The organism is Steroidobacter sp. (genome assembly GCF_016790065.1).
GTDB lineage: Bacteria > Pseudomonadota > Gammaproteobacteria > Steroidobacterales > Steroidobacteraceae > Steroidobacter.
On the sequence record NZ_JAEUPY010000837.1, the window covers coordinates 1 to 17691 of the forward strand.

Consider the following 17691-nt stretch of genomic DNA (forward strand, 5'->3'; position numbering starts at 1 on the left):
CAGGAAATACGTGGCTATTCTCCGGTCACGCGCATTCCGCAGGCGCCCAGCCATGTGCTCGGCGTGCTGAACCTGCGTGGTTCGATCGTGCCGATCGTGGACCTGCGCATGCGTTTCAACTTGCAGCGTGCCGAATACACCCCGCTCACCGTCATCATCGTGCTGTCGGTGGAATCGGCCGGTGGTCGTCGCGATTTCGGCGTGGTCGTCGATGGCGTCTCGGACGTGATCGATGTGGCCGCCAACGACGTGAAGCCGGCGCCGGAATTCGGCGAGCACGTCAGTACTGAGTTCATCGAAGGTTTGGCTGCGGTGTCGGGGCGCATGGTGATGCTGCTCGACATCGATCAACTGATCGGCGCAGACGTCACGGGAGTGGCGCTGAGTCCTGCTGCCTAACCGATGAAATGTGAGTGACGGCTCGCCCGCGGAGCCGTTGGTCACACTCGAAAAAAGTCCATCATGCCGAATTCAGTGTCAGCTTCCGTTTCGAACTCCGACTCCGCGCATTATGGACCTCAGCTCGGCGACGCCGAGTTCGACTTCATTCGTCACGTGGTCGGCGAGAATGCCGGCATCGTGCTCGGCCCCAACAAGCGTCAGCTGGTGCAGGGGCGGCTGGCACGGCGCCTGCGCGAGCTCGGGCTGCCGAGCTACGAATCGTATTGCAATTACCTGCGCGACGCCGGTCCCGAAGAGCTGGTCGGACTGATCAACGCGATCACCACCAACGTCACGTCGTTCTTTCGCGAGAACCATCACTTCGAGGCGTTGGCCTCGTACATGCTGCCCGAAGCGATGAAGCGCAACAGCGGCTCGCGCCGGGTGCGCATCTGGTCGGCGGGTTGCTCGACTGGTGAAGAGCCGCACTGTATCGCGATGGTGGCCGGCGAAGTGTTGCCGTCCTCGCCGCGCTATGACTTCAAGATTCTGGCCACCGACATCGACAGCGACGTAGTCGCTGCCGCCACCTCGGGCATCTATCCGTTGGACCGCATGTCGAGCGTGTCGCCGGAGCGCCTCAAACGCAGCTTCCAGAAAGGCAGCGGCGAGCATGAAGGCTGCGCCGTCGCTAAGCACGACTTGAAATCCATGATCACGTTCCGCACGCTCAACCTGCTGCATGCGTGGCCGATGAAAGGCCCCTTCGACGTGATCTTCTGTCGCAATGTGATGATTTATTTCGACCAACCGACGCGCGAGAAACTGGTGAACCGTTTCAGTGAAATGCTGGCGCCGGGCGGTTACCTGTGTATCGGCCACTCGGAATCCATTCATGCAGGCAGTGCGCCCTTCAAGCTGGTCGGCAAGACCATCTACCGCCGCAACGGAGGCGCCAATGGTTGAGAAACCAACCTTGGCCAAGGTGTTGCCCGGGTTCGAAAGCATCCGTCGCTACACCAATCCGCAGGGCCAGGTGATTGCCAAGCTGCTGCCGGGCGATTTCTACGTGACCACTCACGACGAAGTGCTCGACACGGTGCTCGGCTCGTGCGTGTCGGCTTGTATCCGCAACTCCAAGCTCGGCATCGGCGGGATGAATCATTTCATGCTGCCGCGTCCGGCCGGCAACGGTCATGACACGTGGGAGACCGGCGCGGCCGGCCGCGCCACCCGTTACGGCAGCGCTTCGATGGAACAGCTCATCAACCGTATTCTCAAGGCTGGCGGCACGCGCGCCGACCTGGAAGTGAAAATTTTCGGCGGCGGTCGCGTGTTGAAAACGTTGACCGATGTCGGCGATCACAACGTGACTTTCGTGCGCGAGTTCTTGAAGCAGGAAGGTTTGCGAGTGACCTCTGAAGACGTGGGTGATACTTGCCCTCGGCACGTGCAGTACTTCCCATTGACGGGTCGAGTACGCGTGCGGCATCTGACGTCGAGCCATACCAGGGACGTGGCTTCGCAAGAACAGCAATTCCTCAAGGGCCTGGAGAAGACGCCAGTGGCCGGCGAGATCGACTTGTTCTGAGTGGGTCCAGTGCCATGACCATCAAACTGCTGATCGTCGACGACTCGGCTCTGGTGCGAAAACTGTTGAGCGAAATGCTCAGCAAGGATCGCGAGATCGAGATCGTCGGCACTGCCACCGATCCGTACGCTGCGCGCGAACGCATCAAGCAGCTCAATCCGGACGTGATTACGCTCGACGTGGAAATGCCGCGTATGGACGGCATTACGTTCCTGGAAAACTTGATGCGCCTGCGGCCGATGCCGGTGGTGATGGTGTCGTCGCTGACTCAGAAGGGCGCCGATGTCACGTTGCGCGCGCTCGAACTCGGTGCCATCGACTTCGTCACCAAGCCGAAAGTCGACGTGGCCGGTTCGTTGGCCGACTACGCCGAAGAGTTGATCGCCAAAGTCAAAATGGCGGCCGGCGCACGCGTGAATGCACGTGTCTCCTCGCCAAAACCGGCGGTAAGCGCGTTGCATCCTGAAAAGCGCCACAGCGCCGATGCCGTGTTGCCGGCGACCAGCGGCAAGCGCGTGTTACGCACTACCGATCGAATCATTGCCATCGGTGCTTCCACCGGCGGCACCGAAGCCATTCGCGAAGTGCTCGAGGCGCTGCCGCCAGATGCGCCGGCGGTGGTGATCTCTCAACACATTCCCGCCGCTTTCAGCAAACCGTTCGCCGAGCGTATGAATCGCTGCTCGCCGATGTCGGTGTGCGAGGCCAGCGACGGTCAATACATTCTGCCCGGTCACGTTTACATCGCGCCCGGCGACCAGCATTTGCTGGTGGAGCGCGACGGTGCGCGCTACCGCTGTCGTCTGAGCAGCGGCCCGCACGTCAATCGCCATCGGCCCAGCGTCGACGTGATGTTCCGTTCCGTAGCTCAGAACGTCGGTCCCAACGCGGTGGGCGTGATTCTTACCGGCATGGGTGACGACGGCGCGCGTGGCTTGAAAGAGATGCTCGAAGCTGGTGCGCCGACCATTGCTCAGGACGAAGCCACCAGCGTGGTCTGGGGCATGCCGGGCGCGGCCTTCAAACTCGGCGCCGCTCAGCACGTGTTGCCATTACATCGCGTGGCCGGCGAAGTGCTGCATCTGACGGCGGATCATCCCAACGGCAAGCTGGCGCACGGTTGATTCGTTGACAGATATTTCTGAGGTGTCGTCCGGAAATGCCAACGGCACCGCAGATTGTCAAATCGGCGTCACGGTAGAGTTTCTACAGACTTCCGTAAGGCTGCCGATACCGCGACCATGAGCACCCCCCATAACGCTTACCAGGCCGCCCAACAGGCTCAGATGAGTGCTGCCTCCGACAACGCCTCTGCCTTTGCTTTCGTGGCCGCGCTGGCCGCCGAAGTTTCCGGCGGCAAGGTCGAATTACCATCCTTTCCGGACGTGGCCGTGCGCGTGCGCAAAGTGCTCGCGGACGAGCACGTCTCCAACGAACAGATCGCTCGCGTGGTCGGCTCGGAGGCGGGGCTGGCGGCTCGTGTGTTCACGCTGGCCAATTCAGCCGCGTTGAATCGCAGCGGCCGCTCGGTGTCGGACTTGAAGACCGCGGTGAATCGCATCGGTCACAACAACGTGCGTACCGCTGCCGTGTCGTTCGCCATCGCGCAGCTGCGCAAGGCCAGCGAGCTGAAACATATTTCCAAGGAGCTCGAAGCGAATTGGCAGGAAGCCACCACGGTGGCGGCCTTGGCCTATGCGGTTGCTTCGCGCACCGGGATGAACGCCGACGAAGCCATGCTCGCCGGTTTGCTCCACAACGTCGGCAAGATCTATATCTTGGCCCGTGCCCAAAAACATCCCTTGTTCCAGGATCCCGAAGCGCTCAGTCATGTGCTGCGTGACTGGCACGCCAACGTCGGCAAGGCCATCGTCGAGAACTGGGGCTTCCCGGAACACATTTCCGAAGCCATCGGCGAACATGAAAACATCGAGCGCGTCAACGATGAGCGTGATGTCACCGACGTACTCACCGTGGCGGTGATGATGTCCGGCTTCTTCGGCCACGAAGCGGATCTCGAACTCAACATGCAAGGCGTGAAATCGTTCTGGCGCCTGGGTCTCGACAACGAGAAGTGCGTGCACGTGATGCGCGGTTGCGCGGAAGAGATCAGCGCGCTGCGTACCGCCCTCGGCGATTGAGCCAAGGCGACTAACTAAACTTTGTTTCATCTTCGGCACGCCCGCTCGTCCCACCGGACGCGCGGGCGTCTTCTTTTGGTGCAGCGGTGCGCGCCCACCCTGGAGCCGAGTCAGGCGAGCCCTGAATCGCAGCCCTAACAGTTCATTACGCGACCTCCCTGTCGATATAGCGCCTGGGAATACTCATCGGTAGCTTCGTATGAACTTTGGGTCTTTAAGTATTCGGACGCGTATCGTCGCGACTTTGCTGGTGCTGGTGACTTCGATGCTGGTGGTCGGCGGCCTGGGCCTGTACGGCATGAACGGCGTGGTCGACGATCTGGACGATATGTACAACCGCCGCGTGGTCGGCGTGGGCAATCTGGGCGAGCTCAAAGCCAAAGAGCTGGATCGCCAGGCATTGATTTCGCTCACCGTGCTGGCCGACGATCCGGCCGCCATTGCCAAGTTCAAGGTGCTGCGCACCGAGACCGCTGCGGCAGCCACCGAGTTGCTGGCGAAGTTCGGCGAAACTCAGGTCACACCGGAAGGCCGCGCGAAGTTCGCCAAAGTCCAGGAGGCGCACCACGGCTTGGAACAGTCGATCAGCCAGATCGACGCGGCCATCGCTGCCAATGACGATGCGCTGGCCGGCAAGTTGATCGTCGAGAAGTTGGATCCGGCCTTCGACGTGTTGAACGACGCGCTCGAGGTCGCCTATTCGCATCAAATGAAGCGCGCCGAAGAGGCGTTGAAAGCGGCGCAGGGCGAATTCAGCACCAGCCGTGCAATCAGCATCGGTGCCATGGTGCTTGCGTTGTTGCTGACCGCAGCCTTCGCGACGTTCCTGATGCGCGCCATCATGTCCGGTCTTGGCACTGCGATGAATGTCGCCGAGAAAATCGCTGACGGTCATCTCGGTCATCAGATCGATGCTTCGCGTCGCGATGAGTTCGGCGTGTTGCTGGGTGCGCTCAAGCGCATGGATGAAAAGCTCCACGAAATCGTCGGCAGCGTGCGTACTGCTTCCGATGCGGTCGGCGGCGCAGCGTCGCAGCTCTCCAAGGGCAACGACGATCTGTCGCAGCGGACTCAGGAACAAGCGTCGGCGCTGGAAGAAACCGCGTCGAGCATGGAAGAGATGACGGCGACGGTGAAACAAAACGCCGATAACGCGCGCCAGGCCAATCAGCTGGCCAGCGGTGCTCGCGGTCAGGCCGAACGTGGCGGCGAAGTGGTGTCGCGTGCCGTGAGTGCGATGGAGGAGATCAACAACTCCAGCCGCAAGATCGCCGACATCATCAGTGTCATCGACGAGATCGCGTTCCAGACCAATCTGTTGGCGTTGAACGCCGCGGTGGAAGCGGCACGGGCCGGCGAACAGGGCCGCGGTTTCGCTGTTGTGGCATCCGAAGTGCGCAGCCTCGCGCAGCGTAGTGCCACCGCCGCCAAAGAGATCAAAGATCTGATCGGCGACTCGGTGGAAAAGGTTCACAGCGGCAGCGCGCTGGTCGACGAGTCCGGCAAGGTGCTCGGCGAAATCATGGAAAGCGTCAAGAAGGTCAGTGACATCGTGGCTGAGATCGCCGCCGCCAGCGAAGAGCAGGCGCAGGGCATCGACCAGGTGAACAATGCCGTGACCCAGATGGACGACACCACCCAGCAGAACGCGGCGTTGGTGGAAGAGGCGGCTTCGGCGGCCAAATCCATGGAGCAGCAGGCTCAGCAGTTGGTGACCGAGATTTCCTTCTTCCGCACGGCAAACAGCTCGGCGCCGGCGGCGTATCCCCGTAGCGTGGCGTCAGTCAAACCGAGCGCCACGGTGCGTTCGTTTGCCAAGCCGGCGCTGAAGCGGCCGGTGGCCAAGCCGGTGGCGCGTCCTGTTGCAGCGGCCAGTTCGGTGCCCTTGGCCAAGGCCAGCGGCGACGATAGTGCGTGGCAAGAGTTCTGATCAGGGATTGCCCTATCCGCGTATGGGAGGAATCGATTAGGAACGCTGTTGTGCAGTGAAACGTACTGATTGCGTTCCCTCACGAGTATCGCCAGCGTGTGGCGGTTATATTTTTCAATGGGTCGTTTCGAACAGGTCGGCCGACGGAATCCGGACGTGGCAAAGGGCGGAAAAATACTGGTCGCGGAAGACGACGCAGAGGCTCGCGAGCTGCTGTTGCTGTCGCTGGCGGATGGCGATTACGACGTGCTGCAAGCCGCGGACGGTATCGAAGCGCTGCACCTGTTGCGTACCGAACATCCGGATCTGTTGATTACTGACATCGTGATGCCGCGCATGGACGGTTATGAACTGGTCCGCAAGCTGCGTCAGGATGAAAGCATGTCGGGCACGCCGGTGATTTTTTGTTCGGCGTCCTATCACGAACGCGAAGTGCGCGAGATGGCCCGCTCGCTCGGCGTGCGTAGCACTTTATCCAAACCTTACGACCTGGAAACCGTCCGGGAAACCGTCAACGCGGCGTTGGCGACCAAGCCGGCGAGCGCCCCGCAAGCATCTGCCGAAACTTATTTTTATGGCCCGGCTCAGGAACGTTTGAGTGCCTTGATCACTTTCAGCCGGCGCTTGTTCGGTCAGACCGATTCGGCCGTGATTCTGGAATCCACTTGCGATGCGGCTCGAGATATTTTGCTGGCACAAGTGGCGCAGTTGGTGATTGCCACTGGCGATGGCTCGCGCCAGAACACTGTTTCCAGCGGCTTGTCGGCCGATGAAATGGAACGTTTGCTGAGCTCGCGCATGTATCGCGATCTGTTGCGGTCGTTGGAAAGCGGCGGCTCGGCGCTGTATCCCATGTCGGCCGACGAATCCAGTGTCGATGCCAGCACGGTCCAGCAGGGCGATTTTGTTTCCATGCTGGGCGTGCCGATTGCTTCGGTCACCAAGACATATGGTTTTCTGTGTGTGTTGAATCGTATCGGGCTGCCCGGCTTTACCGAAGAAGATCTGGCGGTGGCACGCGCCATCGCGGCGCAGGTTGCGGTGGCTTATGAAAACGCGCTTCAACACCAGGCGCTACAGGATGAGATCGATCGGCGCGCCGAAATGGAAAGTGAAATCCGGCGCTTGAATCAGGATTTGGAAAAGCGGGTCGCCGAACGCACGGCCGAACTCGAGATTGCCAATCGTGAGCTGGAAGCGTTTTCTTATTCGGTGGCGCATGACTTGCGTGCGCCGCTGCGTTTGATTCATGCCCACGTACAGATGCTTCGTGAGCACAAGGGTCCGCCGGGCTCGCGCGAGCCGGGCAGTCATATGGAACAGATTCAGCGCGGCGCTCGCGAGATGAGTGCGCTGATCGATGGCTTGCTGGCATTGTCGCGAGTCAGCCATGTGGAGATGCGTCGCGAGCCGTGCACTCTGGATGGCATGGTGAAACATGCAGTCGAGCGGCTCAGTCAGGAAACGCCCGGGCGAGAGATCGAATGGCACTTGAACCCGCTGCCTGCGGTGAGTTGCGATCCCGAGTTGATGCAACAGGTGTTCGCCAATCTGATCGGCAACGCGGTGAAGTATTCCCGGCCCCGGGCCAAGCCCCTCATTGAGGTCGGCACTGGCGTGGTCGCCGTCGGCGACAATGGCACGACGGCTCATCCTGGCGAGCGCTACATTTTCGTGCGGGACAATGGCGTGGGGTTCGACATGCGCTATGCCCGGAAGCTGTTCGGCGTGTTCCAGCGGTTGCACCGGCAGGATGAGTTCGAGGGCACGGGCATTGGGCTTGCCACCGTCAGCCGCATTGTCGAGCGCCATGGCGGCACGATTTGGGCCGAGGCCAGCCCGGGCCGCGGCGCTGAATTTCGGTTTACTTTGCGGGATATGGATTAACCGGGGACCCACCCCCTGGCTAGGGCACGGGCTCTGGTATCCTTCGCGGCTTTCCACAGCCCAGGGCCGTCCAGGCCTCACCCCAACTCATGCAGTCCCAATACGAACCTTCCGCCGTGGAGGCGCAGGCGCAGGCTTTTTGGACCGAGCGCAAGGCCTTTGCCGTCAAGGAAGATCCGAGCCGCCCCAGCTACTACTGCCTGTGCATGTTCCCGTACCCGAGCGGTCGGCTGCACATGGGCCATGTGCGCAACTACACCATCGGTGACGTAATCACCCGCTTCCTGCGCATGCAGGGCCACAACGTGTTGCAGCCCATGGGGTGGGATGCCTTCGGTCTGCCGGCCGAGAACGCGGCCATGAAGAACGGCGTGCCGCCGGCCAAGTGGACCTACGAGAACATCGCCTACATGAAGCGCCAGCTGCAGTCGCTGGGCTTTGCGCTGGATTGGGACCGTGAACTGGCCACCTGCCAGCCCGAGTACTACCGCTGGAATCAGTGGCTGTTCTTGAAGATGCTGGAAAAGGGCATCGCCTATCGCAAGACCGGCGTAGTGAATTGGGATCCCATCGACCAGACCGTGCTCGCCAACGAGCAGGTGATCGATGGCCGCGGCTGGCGCACCGGTGCGCTGGTCGAGAAACGTGAAATCCCGATGTACTACCTGCGCATCACTGACTACGCGCCGGACCTGCTCGATGCACTCAACGACATGCCGGGCTGGCCCGAGCGTGTGCGTGCCATGCAGGCGAACTGGATCGGTCGTAGCGAAGGCGTGCGCCTGAGCTTCCCGTACGAGTTGGAAGGCGAACAGCGTTTGCTCAGCGTGTTCACCACGCGTGCCGACACCATCATGGGTGTGACGTTCGTGGCGGTCGCGGCCGAGCATCCGCTCGCGACCCACGCAGCTCGTAACAATCCCGAGCTCACCAGCTTCATCGAAGAATGCAAACTCGGCACCGAGCAGGAAGCCGAAATCGCGCAGATGGAAAAGAAGGGCATGCCGACCGGCTTGTTCGTCAAGCATCCGATTACCGGCGAACGAGTGCCGGTGTGGGTGGGTAACTATGTGCTCATGACTTACGGCGAAGGCGCCGTGATGGGTGTGCCCGCACACGACGAGCGCGACTTCGCGTTCGCGTTGAAATACAACCTGCCGATCAAACAAGTCATCGGAGTGGCTGGCGCCGAGCCGGCGTTCACCGATAAGGAATGGCAGGCCTGGTACGGCGAGTACGGCACGCTGATTCAGTCCGGCAAGTACGACGGCCTCGACTACAAGCAGGCCATCGACGCCATCGCGGCGGATCTCAAAGGCAAGGGCTACGGCGACAAACATGTGCAGTGGCGCCTGCGCGATTGGGGTATTTCACGCCAGCGTTATTGGGGCTGCCCGATTCCGTTGATTCACTGCCCCAAGTGCGAAGTGGTGCCGGTGCCGGAACAGGATCTGCCGGTGGTGTTGCCCGAAGGCTTGGTGCCGGACGGCAGCGGTAATCCGCTCAACAAGACGCCGTCGTTTCTCGATTGCAAATGCCCCAAGTGCGGCGGCCCGGCGCGGCGCGAGACGGACACGATGGATACGTTCGTCGACTCGTCGTGGTACTTCCTGCGATTCGCTTCGGCGAAGAACGACAACGCCATGGTCGATGAGCGCGCCAACTATTGGTCGCCGGTGAATCAATACATCGGTGGCATCGAGCACGCGATTCTGCATTTGTTGTACGCACGTTTCTGGACGCGCGTGATGCACGACATGGGCTTGGTCAAGGTCAAGGAGCCGTTCCAGAATCTGCTGACCCAGGGCATGGTGCTCAACGATATTTATTCGCGTCGTAGCGGCGAAGGTGCCATCGAATATTTCAATCCGGTGGATGTGACGGTGCAGGTCGACGCCAAGGGCGCGCGCACCGGTTCGATTCTCAACTCGGACGGCAAGCCGGTCGAGTGGGAAGGCATGCGCACCATGTCCAAGTCCAAGAACAATGGTGTCGATCCCACCAAGCTGGTGGAACAGTACGGCGCCGATAGCGTGCGCCTGTTCATGATGTTCAAAGCGCCGCCGGAAGACACGCTCGAGTGGTCGGACGACGGCGTCGAAGGTGCGTCCCGTTTCATGCGTCGTTTGTGGCGCATGGTGAACGAGCATGTGACAGCGGGTTTGGTGAGTTCGAAGGTTGCCGGTGACTTGACCGACGAGCAACGTAACGTGCGTCGTGCCGCGCATAGCACGTTACAAAAGGTGACAGACGACCTGGGTCGTCGCCGTGTGTTCAACACTGCCATCGCGGCGGTGATGGAATTCATGAACACCTTGTCCAAGTTCGAAGATCAGACACCGCAAGGCCGTGCCGTGCGCCAGGAAGCGCTGGAGTTCGTGGTGCAGGTGTTGTCACCCATCGTGCCGCATGCCGGCCACGTGCTGTGGCAGGCGCTCGGCCATACCGATGCTTTGATCGATCATCCGTGGCCGCAGCCGGACCCGACGGCGCTGGTGCGCGACTCGATCGAGGTCGTAATACAAGTAAACGGCAAATTACGTAGTCAGATCACGGTGGAGGCGAACGCCACCGAAGACCGGATCCGCGAGGCGGCGCTGGCCGACGCCATGGTCCAGAAATGGATCGACGGCAAGCCGGTGCGCAAAGTGATCGTGGTCAAAGGCAAGCTGGTCAACGTCGTGGTTTGACCCAAAGGCCGAGCGAGAAGCCGCAGCGACTTGTGCGGCTTGCAGCCGCGGCGGTAGCCTCTGGGCATTCGATTTGATGCCCAGGGGGGCCGGACATGGCAGCTGCAGAGCAAACCGTCGCCGACGTGCGTGAGCAAGTGTCGGCCGAGGAATGGGCGACCCGAGTCGATCTGGCCGCCTGTTATCGTCTGATCGCCCACTTCGGCTGGGACGATCTGGTGTTCACGCACATCTCGGCGCGCGTGCCGGGGACTCACGATTTCCTGATCAATCCGTACGGCTTGATGTTCGAGGAAGTCACTGCGTCCAACCTGGTGCGCGTCGATCTGGCCGGCAATAAAACATTGCCCAGTCCCTACGAAATCAATCCCGCCGGCTACACCATTCACAGCGCGATTCACGAGGTGCGTGACGACGCCGGCTGTGTATTACATCTCCACACCACGGCCGGCATTGCAGTTTCCGCTCAACAGCAGGGCCTGCTGGCGATCTCACAACAATCGACCTTCATCACGCTCAGCCTGTCGTATCACGAGTACGAAGGCATCGCGCTCAATCACGAAGAGAAGGCTCGCTTGCAAGCGCATCTGGGCAACACGCGACACATGATCTTACGTAACCACGGTCTGTTGACCGTCGGCCGCACCATCTCCGATGCCTTCGTGGCGATGTATAGCTTGCAGCGTGCTTGTGAGATCCAAGTGACGGCGCAGGCCGGCGGTACACAATTGCTTACAATTCCCCAAGCGGTGCTCGACACCGTTCCGGAATACATGAAACAGGTACTGCGCGGTGCCGGCACTGGCTTGGTCTGGCCGGCGCTATTACGCAAAATGGATCGACTCGATCCCAGTTATCGGGAGTAACTGTACAAACCGTGGTTGCCTGTCGCACCTGTGAATGATAAAGCAACGCACAGTGCAAATTTTGTACGGTTGTTAAGAGATGCGGATGAAAGCGGGTGTCATGGCAACGCGGCTGTCGGTGCTGACGCGTGCGTTGCCGTCGCGGATTCTGGTCGTCGATGACGACGAGCAAGAGCGCGAGTTGATTACCAGGCGGCTGACGGCCGCAGGGTTTGAAGTCCAGCATGCGTGCAACGGTCAAGACGCGCTGGAGGTGCTCGATCGTCAGTGGTTCCCACTGGTGATTACCGATTGGCACATGCCAGTGATGGATGGCCTGGCGCTGACGCAGACGCTGCGTGCACGCGGCGCCGAAGATACTTACGTCATCATGCTGACCATGCGCGACGCGAGCACTGACTTCGAGCAGGGCTATGTCGCCGGCGTCGACGACTACCTCACCAAGAAAGTCTCCGACCCCGAGCTGTTCGCGCGCATCTATGCCGCCTTCAACACGTTGGCATTGCGGCGCTCGCTGCGTGAAGCGCAGGAAGCGGTGATGGAGCAGTCGGTGAGCATCGATGCTCAGTCGGGCGCGTTCTCACATAATGAATTGCAGAGTCGTTTGCTGTCTGAGATCCGTCGCGGCCAGCGTTATGGACGACAGTTGGCGATCCTCACCGTCGGAGTGCGAGTCGAAGGCGAGCCCGCCAACGACTGCGTGCCCGATGCGATTACGCTCAAGTGCGTGGTTCAAGCCATCGATGCGACAGTGCGCGCCCATGTGGACTGGATCGCGCGCATGGAAACCCCGGCCGGGGCGGTGTTCGCAGTCGTGCTGCCCGAGGCCGGCATCGCTGAAGTGCCGCTGGTCAAGGAGCGGATGCGGGCCTCGCTGACTCGCTATGCCAGTAGCGTGTCCGTACCCCTGGCATTCAGCTACGGCGTGGCAGCGTTGGAGCGCGACGGCAACGACAGCGCACCAGTGGAAGCGGCCGAAATGATCGCGGTCGCCGAGCATTGCCGGAATTGCCCGGGCCACTCTGGCCCTGAGCAGCTGGCCGCCGTTCAGCGCAGTGTCGCCAGCCATGCCGGCATCGTTTGCCGTCACGGTTACGTGGTGGATAGCGAATGCGTGCTGAAAAGCCCGGCGGCGATGCGCGCCACGCAGCCCTTTACGGCGGTCCGCTGACCCTACGACATTGACCCAAGCGGCCGGGCCCGCGAACATTGCGGCCCGTTCGCTCCCCCAAGGGTGCTGTCAGTGACCCGATCCGTTGCTTTTGCCCCGTTGACCCATGCTCGCTGTTTGGGCCGTTGGTTGGTACTGGCCGCTGTGCTGGCCACGTCGCTGAGCGGCTGCGGCTGGCGGCTGCAGGGCTCCACCAAGCTGTCGTCGGTGATGGCCACGACTTATGTCGAAACCGACGATCGCTACACCGACTTCAACCGGGCGTTGCGCGACACCCTGCGGGCTTCCGGAGCGCGTTTGGCCAATAGCCCCGAAGAGGCCACGGCCACGGTGCGCATCATCAAAGACGAGAGCGGCCAGCGAGTGCTGACCGTGTCCGGCCGCAACACGCCCGAGGAATATGAAGTGTTCTATTCCATCGAATACTCGGTGCAAGGGCGCACCGAAGAGCTGATCTCGCCGCAGAAACTCGAACTGACCCGCGACTACAGCTACGACGAAACCGCCGTGCTTGCCAAGCAGAAGGAACAGTCGATCCTGCGCGAAGCGCTGGCACGCGATCTGGCCGGCTTGGTGGTGCGTCGCCTGGCGTCGCTCTGATCGCACGCCGGATCGATGAGTCAGGTATTGAAAGTCACCGAGGTCGGCGCCGGCGTGGTCGCCGATCTGTTGAGCCGCTATGGGCTGCAGACCGTGGCGCTCGGCGCCGATGAAGTCATCCCCGGTTCGTATTGGGGCGATAGCGAAGCCGGCCTGATCGGCTCGAGCCTGTATTGGCGGCCCGACACGCCGCTGCATTCGTTGTTACACGAAGCTGGCCACTTCATTTGTATGAACGACGAGCGTCGCGACCAGTTGAACACCGATGCCGGCGGCGACTACGACGAAGAAAACGGCGTTTGTTATTTACAGATCCTGCTGGCTGGCGAACTGCCCGGCGTGGGTCGAGAGCGCATGTGTCAGGACATGGACGCGTGGGGATACACGTTTCGACTGGGTTCGGCGCGCGCCTGGTTCGAACAAGACGCCACCGATGCGCGAGCCTGGCTGATCGGCCGCGGTCTCATCGATGACGAGACGCGGCCGACCTGGCGCACTCGATAACTAGTCTCGGAAACGATCCGTCGCCGCAATCAGTTGATGGGTATTGCCTGCTTCGAACGCCGAGTGGCCGGCGTCGGCCACTACATGAAAGGCCGCTTCGGGCCAGGCTTCATGCAATTTCCACGCGGTCTGCATCGGGCACACCACGTCATAACGGCCCTGCACGATCACCGCCGGAATGTTTCGGATCTTATCGACGTTGCGGATCAACTGATCCTCGTGTTCCAGAAAGCCGCCGTTGACGAAGTAATGACATTCGATACGCGCCACCGCGACCGCGAAGTCTTCCTCGTTCCACTTGAGCAGATTCTCTTCGTTGACGTGTAGATAACTGGTCGCTGCTTCCCAGATCGACCAGGCACGCGCGGCGGCCACGCGAACCTTGCGATCGTCGCTGGTGAGGCGTTTGTAGAACGCCTTGATCATGTCGCCACGCTCGGCCGGCGGAATGGCGGCCACATAGTTTTTCCAATGATCCGGGAACAGCGCGCTGGCGCCGCCTTCGAAATAAAACCAGCGCAGCTCGAACTGGGACAGCGTGAAAATGCCCCGGAGCACGATTTCGCTGACTCGCTCGGGATGGGTTTGCGAATAGGCCAGGCCCAGGGTGGAGCCCCACGAGCCGCCGAACACCAGCCACTTGTCGATGCTCAGGTGCTTGCGCAGCTTTTCCATGTCCTCGACCAGGTGCCAGGTGGTGTTGTCCTCGAGGCTGGCGTGCGGCTTGCTCCGGCCGCAGCCGCGCTGGTCGAACAGGATGATTCGATAGGCATCGGGATCGAAGAAGCTGCGCGCCCGATTGTCACAACCGGCGCCGGGGCCGCCATGGACGAACACGGCCGGCTTGCCCTTGGGATTGCCGCATTCCTCGTAATAGATCTCGTGTTTGTCCGAGACGCGGAGCATGCCGCTCTTGTACGGCTTGATTGACGGGTACAACGTGCGCAGGCCGCCGACGGCTTTGGCCGGACGCTTGCGTTTGGCCAGTACGGCATGACGCGCGTGGCTGCGTTGTTTGCCAGCGGCGGCAGGGCGGGCGGCTTTGCGACGAGTGGTCTTGCGCTTCTTGGTAGCCATGAATTCCAGCCGATGAACTTGGGAAGGTGCGGATTCTCGACCGAACCGAGCCGATAGGGAAGGGTGGCGGCGTGCGACAATGGCCGGATGCCGGTCGCCACTCATACCCGTTCGACGCTGTTGTTGCTGCTCACCATGCTGGTGTGGGGCAGTACTTTCATGGTGACCAAGGAACTGGTCGCGCTGTGGCCGCCGTTGACAGTGGCTTTCGTACGCGTGGCGCTCGGCACGCTGGTACTGCTGCCGATGGCATGGAAACGTCATCGTCGTGAGGAGCGGTTGCCGTGGGGAACGCTCTGGCTGATGGGCCTGATCGGCGTGGCGCTCTACTACTTCGTGTTCAATGTAGCGATGGTGCACGTCTCGGCGTCGCAGGGTGCGTTGGTCCAATCCTCCATCCCCGCCATGACGGCATTGGTCGCTGTCTTGTGGCTGCGTGAACGAGCTTCCCCGCTGCGCTGGTTAGGTATCGCGATGTCGGTGGGCGGTGTGCTCATCGTGTTCTCCGGCAGTACTGCGGACGGCGGCGAGTCGGCCTGGCTGGGCAACTTCCTGATGTTTGCTTCGGTGGTGTTCTGGGCCGTGTACACCGCGCTGGCGAAACGCGTTGCCGGCTTCGATCCGATAGTCATCAGCGTGGCGGTGACCGGCACGGGTGCGTTGTTGCTATTGCCCATGGCCAGCTACGAAATCGTGATGGCCAGCCTGGCAGGCGAGGGTTTGCCGATGTTGCCGCTGGTGGGCTGGCTGGAGATGCTGTATCTCGGGGTGATCGCGTCGGGCCTGGCTTATGTGTTGTACAACGGGTCGCTGCGTCACTTGGATGCGAGCGAGGTGGGCGTCTATACCAATTTGATTCCCATCGTCGGCGTGCTCACCGGCGTGATCATGCTCGGCGAACCGTTGTCGACGCGCGCCATCGTTGGCGGCGTGGTGGTGATGTTCGGCGTGTGGATTACCAGTCGCTCAGAACGAGAGACTGCCGTGACTGCGTGAGCTTCAGCTCGCGACCCACATTTCCATATCGAGCGGCTGCGCCAGCGACTTGACCAGATCCTGCGCATAGATCGGCAGGTCTCGCAGGCTGCGCACGCAGATCATCAAATTACGCAGCGCCCATTCGTCGCTCAACTCGATCACGTGCAATTGCATGGCTCGCATGGCGCGTGCGGCGGTAGTTTCAGGCACCACGCCGACGCCGACATTGCCTTCGACCATGCGACAAACGGCGTCGAAGCTGCGGAGCTGCACGCGCAGTTTCAAGCGGCGCCCGATGCGCTCGGCTTTCTCGGATAAGAATCGTTGTAGCGAGCTGGCGCGATCCAGGCCGACGAAGTCGCTGTCCAAAGCATCCACGAAAGCAATTTTCTTGGAGCTGGCCAGCGGATGATTCGGCGACGTCACCAGCACGAAACGATCGACGCGGAACGGAAACACTTCCAGCCCGGTCACGTCCTCGGTGCCGGCGACGATGCCGATGTCGGCTTTGCCGTCGGCCACTGCCGCGACGATCTCATCGCTCAAGCGTTCTTCCAGGTCGATGTTCACCTGGGGATGCGATGTCAGAAAATTACTGAGCGGTTCGGGCAGGAACTCGGTCAATGCATTGGTATTGGAAAGCAGCCGCACGTGGCCTTTCAACCCATCGGCGTACTCGCCGAGCTCGGCTCGCATGCGCTCCGCCTGTTGCAGCATCTGGCGGGCATGATGAACCAGCGTGCGACCCGCCGGCGTCGGGTGGACGCCCTGGCGTTCGCGATTCAGCAGCGGCGTGCCCAGCTCGATCTCCATATTGCGGATTCGAGTGCTGGCGGCGGCGACCGCCAGGTGCATGCGTTCCGCGCCGGCGGTAATGCTGCCGGCTTCGACGACGTGCAGGAACAGTTTCAGGTCGGTCAGGTCGAAACGCATCGGCGCAGTTTATACGCTATCGAGGTACCAGTCGTGATCTGTCGCCGGCACCAGTGCGTGGTACTTGTCCCACTCCTGCGTCTTGATCGCCACAAAAGCCTTCAGGAACTGCTCGCCCAGCGCTTCACGCAGGAACGCGGAGGACTCGGCGGCACGGATGGCGCCCAACCAATCTCGGGGCAGTGAGGCGGCGATGCCGCTTTCGTAGCCATTGCCGGTGATGGGCGGGCCGGGATCGAGCTCGGCGGAAATTCCCGCGTGCACGCCGGCGAGCACCGTGGCCGCGACCAGATACGGATTCGCATCGGCACCGCTGACCCGATGCTCCACATGCCGACTTGGCGGAGCGCCGGCCGGCACGCGCAAGCTGACCGAACGATTGTTGATGCCCCAGGTCGGTGCCATCGGTGCATAGCTCTGACGCCGGAAGCGGCGATATGAATTCGCGTTCGGCGCGAAGATCAGCATGCTCTCCGCCATGGATTGCTGGAGTCCGCCAATGGCCTGGCGTAGTAGCGGGCTGCCGGCGGGATCGTCGGCGGCAAACAGATTGTTGCCGTCTCGATCCTGCACGCTGACGTGCACGTGCATGCCACTGCCCGCCTGTTCGGCAAACGGTTTCGCCATGAAGCAGGCGGTGAGTCCATGTTTCAAAGCCGTGGCGCGAATCAGGCGTTTGAACAGGATGGCGTCGTCGATGGCGCGCATCGCGTCGTTGCGATGGAGCAGGGTGATTTCATATTGGCCAGGCGCGTACTCCGACATCAGCGTTCGCAACGGCAAGCCTTGAGCACGCGCGCCGGCGTAGATGTCGTCGAACAACGGCGCCATGTCTTGCAGCTTGGTGAGCCCATATGAGTCGAGTCGTTGCGGCGGCCGTTGCGATAACAGCCCCGGTGCAGGCACGAGTCGTCCTTGCGCGTCTCTCGCCACCAAATAGAA

General features: G+C 61.4%; 16 protein-coding genes. 13 read left to right on the plus strand and 3 right to left on the minus strand.

The window, feature by feature from the left end:
* The 12 genes from JNL55_RS33520 to JNL55_RS33575 form a co-directional block, all read left to right on the plus strand.
* Positions 1-399, plus strand: a 399-nt coding sequence (locus JNL55_RS33520; RefSeq protein ID WP_293865103.1) for a chemotaxis protein CheW, incomplete at its 5' end; no start/stop codon positions are given.
* A 75-nt stretch (positions 400-474) separates the two neighbouring features.
* Positions 475-1347, plus strand: a complete 873-nt coding sequence (locus JNL55_RS33525; protein ID WP_293865105.1) for a CheR family methyltransferase — start codon at positions 475-477, stop codon at positions 1345-1347.
* On the plus strand, positions 1340-1972 hold the full coding sequence (locus tag JNL55_RS33530; RefSeq protein WP_293865108.1) for a chemoreceptor glutamine deamidase CheD: 633 nt from the start codon (positions 1340-1342) through the stop codon (positions 1970-1972). The genes JNL55_RS33525 and JNL55_RS33530 overlap by 8 nt, the downstream gene beginning before the upstream one ends.
* 14 nt (positions 1973-1986) lie before the next feature.
* Entirely contained in the window at positions 1987-3096 is a 1110-nt protein-coding gene (locus tag JNL55_RS33535) for a protein-glutamate methylesterase/protein-glutamine glutaminase (RefSeq protein WP_293865111.1), read from the plus strand.
* Positions 3097-3213: 117 nt separating this feature from the next.
* Complete coding sequence (locus JNL55_RS33540) at positions 3214-4113, plus strand: HDOD domain-containing protein (protein WP_293865114.1); 900 nt, start codon at positions 3214-3216, stop codon at positions 4111-4113.
* 199 nt (positions 4114-4312) lie between these two features.
* Positions 4313-6043 carry a methyl-accepting chemotaxis protein gene (locus tag JNL55_RS33545; RefSeq protein ID WP_293865117.1) on the plus strand — a complete coding sequence of 577 codons (1731 nt, stop codon included), beginning with the start codon at positions 4313-4315 and terminating at the stop codon, positions 6041-6043.
* A gap of 156 nt (positions 6044-6199) precedes the next feature.
* The gene (locus JNL55_RS33550; protein WP_293865120.1) at positions 6200-7930 is read left to right on the plus strand and encodes a response regulator; all 1731 of its coding nucleotides are present in this window, start codon (positions 6200-6202) and stop codon (positions 7928-7930) included.
* A gap of 89 nt (positions 7931-8019) precedes the next feature.
* Positions 8020-10620 (plus strand): leucine--tRNA ligase, encoded by a 2601-nt coding sequence (leuS, locus tag JNL55_RS33555; protein WP_293865123.1) that lies wholly within the window; start codon positions 8020-8022, stop codon positions 10618-10620.
* Positions 10621-10715: 95 nt separating this feature from the next.
* Entirely contained in the window at positions 10716-11486 is a 771-nt protein-coding gene (locus JNL55_RS33560; protein WP_293865126.1) for a class II aldolase/adducin family protein, read from the plus strand.
* Positions 11487-11571: 85 nt separating this feature from the next.
* A complete protein-coding gene (locus JNL55_RS33565) occupies positions 11572-12657 on the plus strand; it encodes a response regulator (RefSeq protein ID WP_293865129.1) in 1086 nt (361 codons plus the stop codon).
* 72 nt (positions 12658-12729) lie between these two features.
* Positions 12730-13257: an LPS assembly lipoprotein LptE gene (gene lptE, locus JNL55_RS33570; RefSeq protein ID WP_293865132.1), complete on the plus strand. Its 528-nt coding sequence runs from the start codon at positions 12730-12732 to the stop codon at positions 13255-13257.
* A 15-nt stretch (positions 13258-13272) separates the two neighbouring features.
* The gene (locus JNL55_RS33575; RefSeq protein ID WP_293865134.1) at positions 13273-13761 is read left to right on the plus strand and encodes a hypothetical protein; all 489 of its coding nucleotides are present in this window, start codon (positions 13273-13275) and stop codon (positions 13759-13761) included.
* Here the strand turns inward: JNL55_RS33575 and pip are convergent, their stop codons facing one another.
* Entirely contained in the window at positions 13762-14838 is a 1077-nt protein-coding gene (gene pip / locus JNL55_RS33580) for a prolyl aminopeptidase (protein ID WP_293865136.1), read from the minus strand.
* 87 nt (positions 14839-14925) lie between these two features.
* Here pip and JNL55_RS33585 point away from each other — a divergent pair, with 87 nt between their 5' ends.
* On the plus strand, positions 14926-15834 hold the full coding sequence (locus JNL55_RS33585) for a DMT family transporter (RefSeq protein ID WP_293865138.1): 909 nt from the start codon (positions 14926-14928) through the stop codon (positions 15832-15834).
* Positions 15835-15837: 3 nt separating this feature from the next.
* Here the strand turns inward: JNL55_RS33585 and JNL55_RS33590 are convergent, their stop codons facing one another.
* Positions 15838-16749 (minus strand): LysR family transcriptional regulator, encoded by a 912-nt coding sequence (locus tag JNL55_RS33590; protein ID WP_293865140.1) that lies wholly within the window; start codon positions 16747-16749, stop codon positions 15838-15840.
* 9 nt (positions 16750-16758) lie between these two features.
* Positions 16759-17691 (minus strand): glutamine synthetase family protein (locus JNL55_RS33595; RefSeq protein ID WP_415923215.1); only part of this gene is annotated, 933 nt, incomplete at its 5' end.

Bases quoted from the DNA above. Each gene is read 5' to 3' on its own strand.
- JNL55_RS33530 (WP_293865108.1), top strand. From the start codon at position 1,340: ATGGTTGAGAAACCAACCTTGGCCAAGGTGTTGCCCGGGTTCGAAAGC.
- JNL55_RS33545 (WP_293865117.1), top strand. From the start codon at position 4,313: ATGAACTTTGGGTCTTTAAGTATTCGGACGCGTATCGTCGCGACTTTG.
- JNL55_RS33540 (WP_293865114.1), top strand. From the start codon at position 3,214: ATGAGCACCCCCCATAACGCTTACCAGGCCGCCCAACAGGCTCAGATG.
- JNL55_RS33590 (WP_293865140.1), bottom strand. From the start codon at position 16,749: ATGCGTTTCGACCTGACCGACCTGAAACTGTTCCTGCACGTCGTCGAA.
- JNL55_RS33535 (WP_293865111.1), top strand. From the start codon at position 1,987: ATGACCATCAAACTGCTGATCGTCGACGACTCGGCTCTGGTGCGAAAA.
- JNL55_RS33560 (WP_293865126.1), top strand. From the start codon at position 10,716: ATGGCAGCTGCAGAGCAAACCGTCGCCGACGTGCGTGAGCAAGTGTCG.
- pip (WP_293865136.1), bottom strand. From the start codon at position 14,838: ATGGCTACCAAGAAGCGCAAGACCACTCGTCGCAAAGCCGCCCGCCCT.
- JNL55_RS33575 (WP_293865134.1), top strand. From the start codon at position 13,273: ATGAGTCAGGTATTGAAAGTCACCGAGGTCGGCGCCGGCGTGGTCGCC.
- leuS (WP_293865123.1), top strand. From the start codon at position 8,020: ATGCAGTCCCAATACGAACCTTCCGCCGTGGAGGCGCAGGCGCAGGCT.
- JNL55_RS33565 (WP_293865129.1), top strand. From the start codon at position 11,572: ATGAAAGCGGGTGTCATGGCAACGCGGCTGTCGGTGCTGACGCGTGCG.
- JNL55_RS33585 (WP_293865138.1), top strand. From the start codon at position 14,926: ATGCCGGTCGCCACTCATACCCGTTCGACGCTGTTGTTGCTGCTCACC.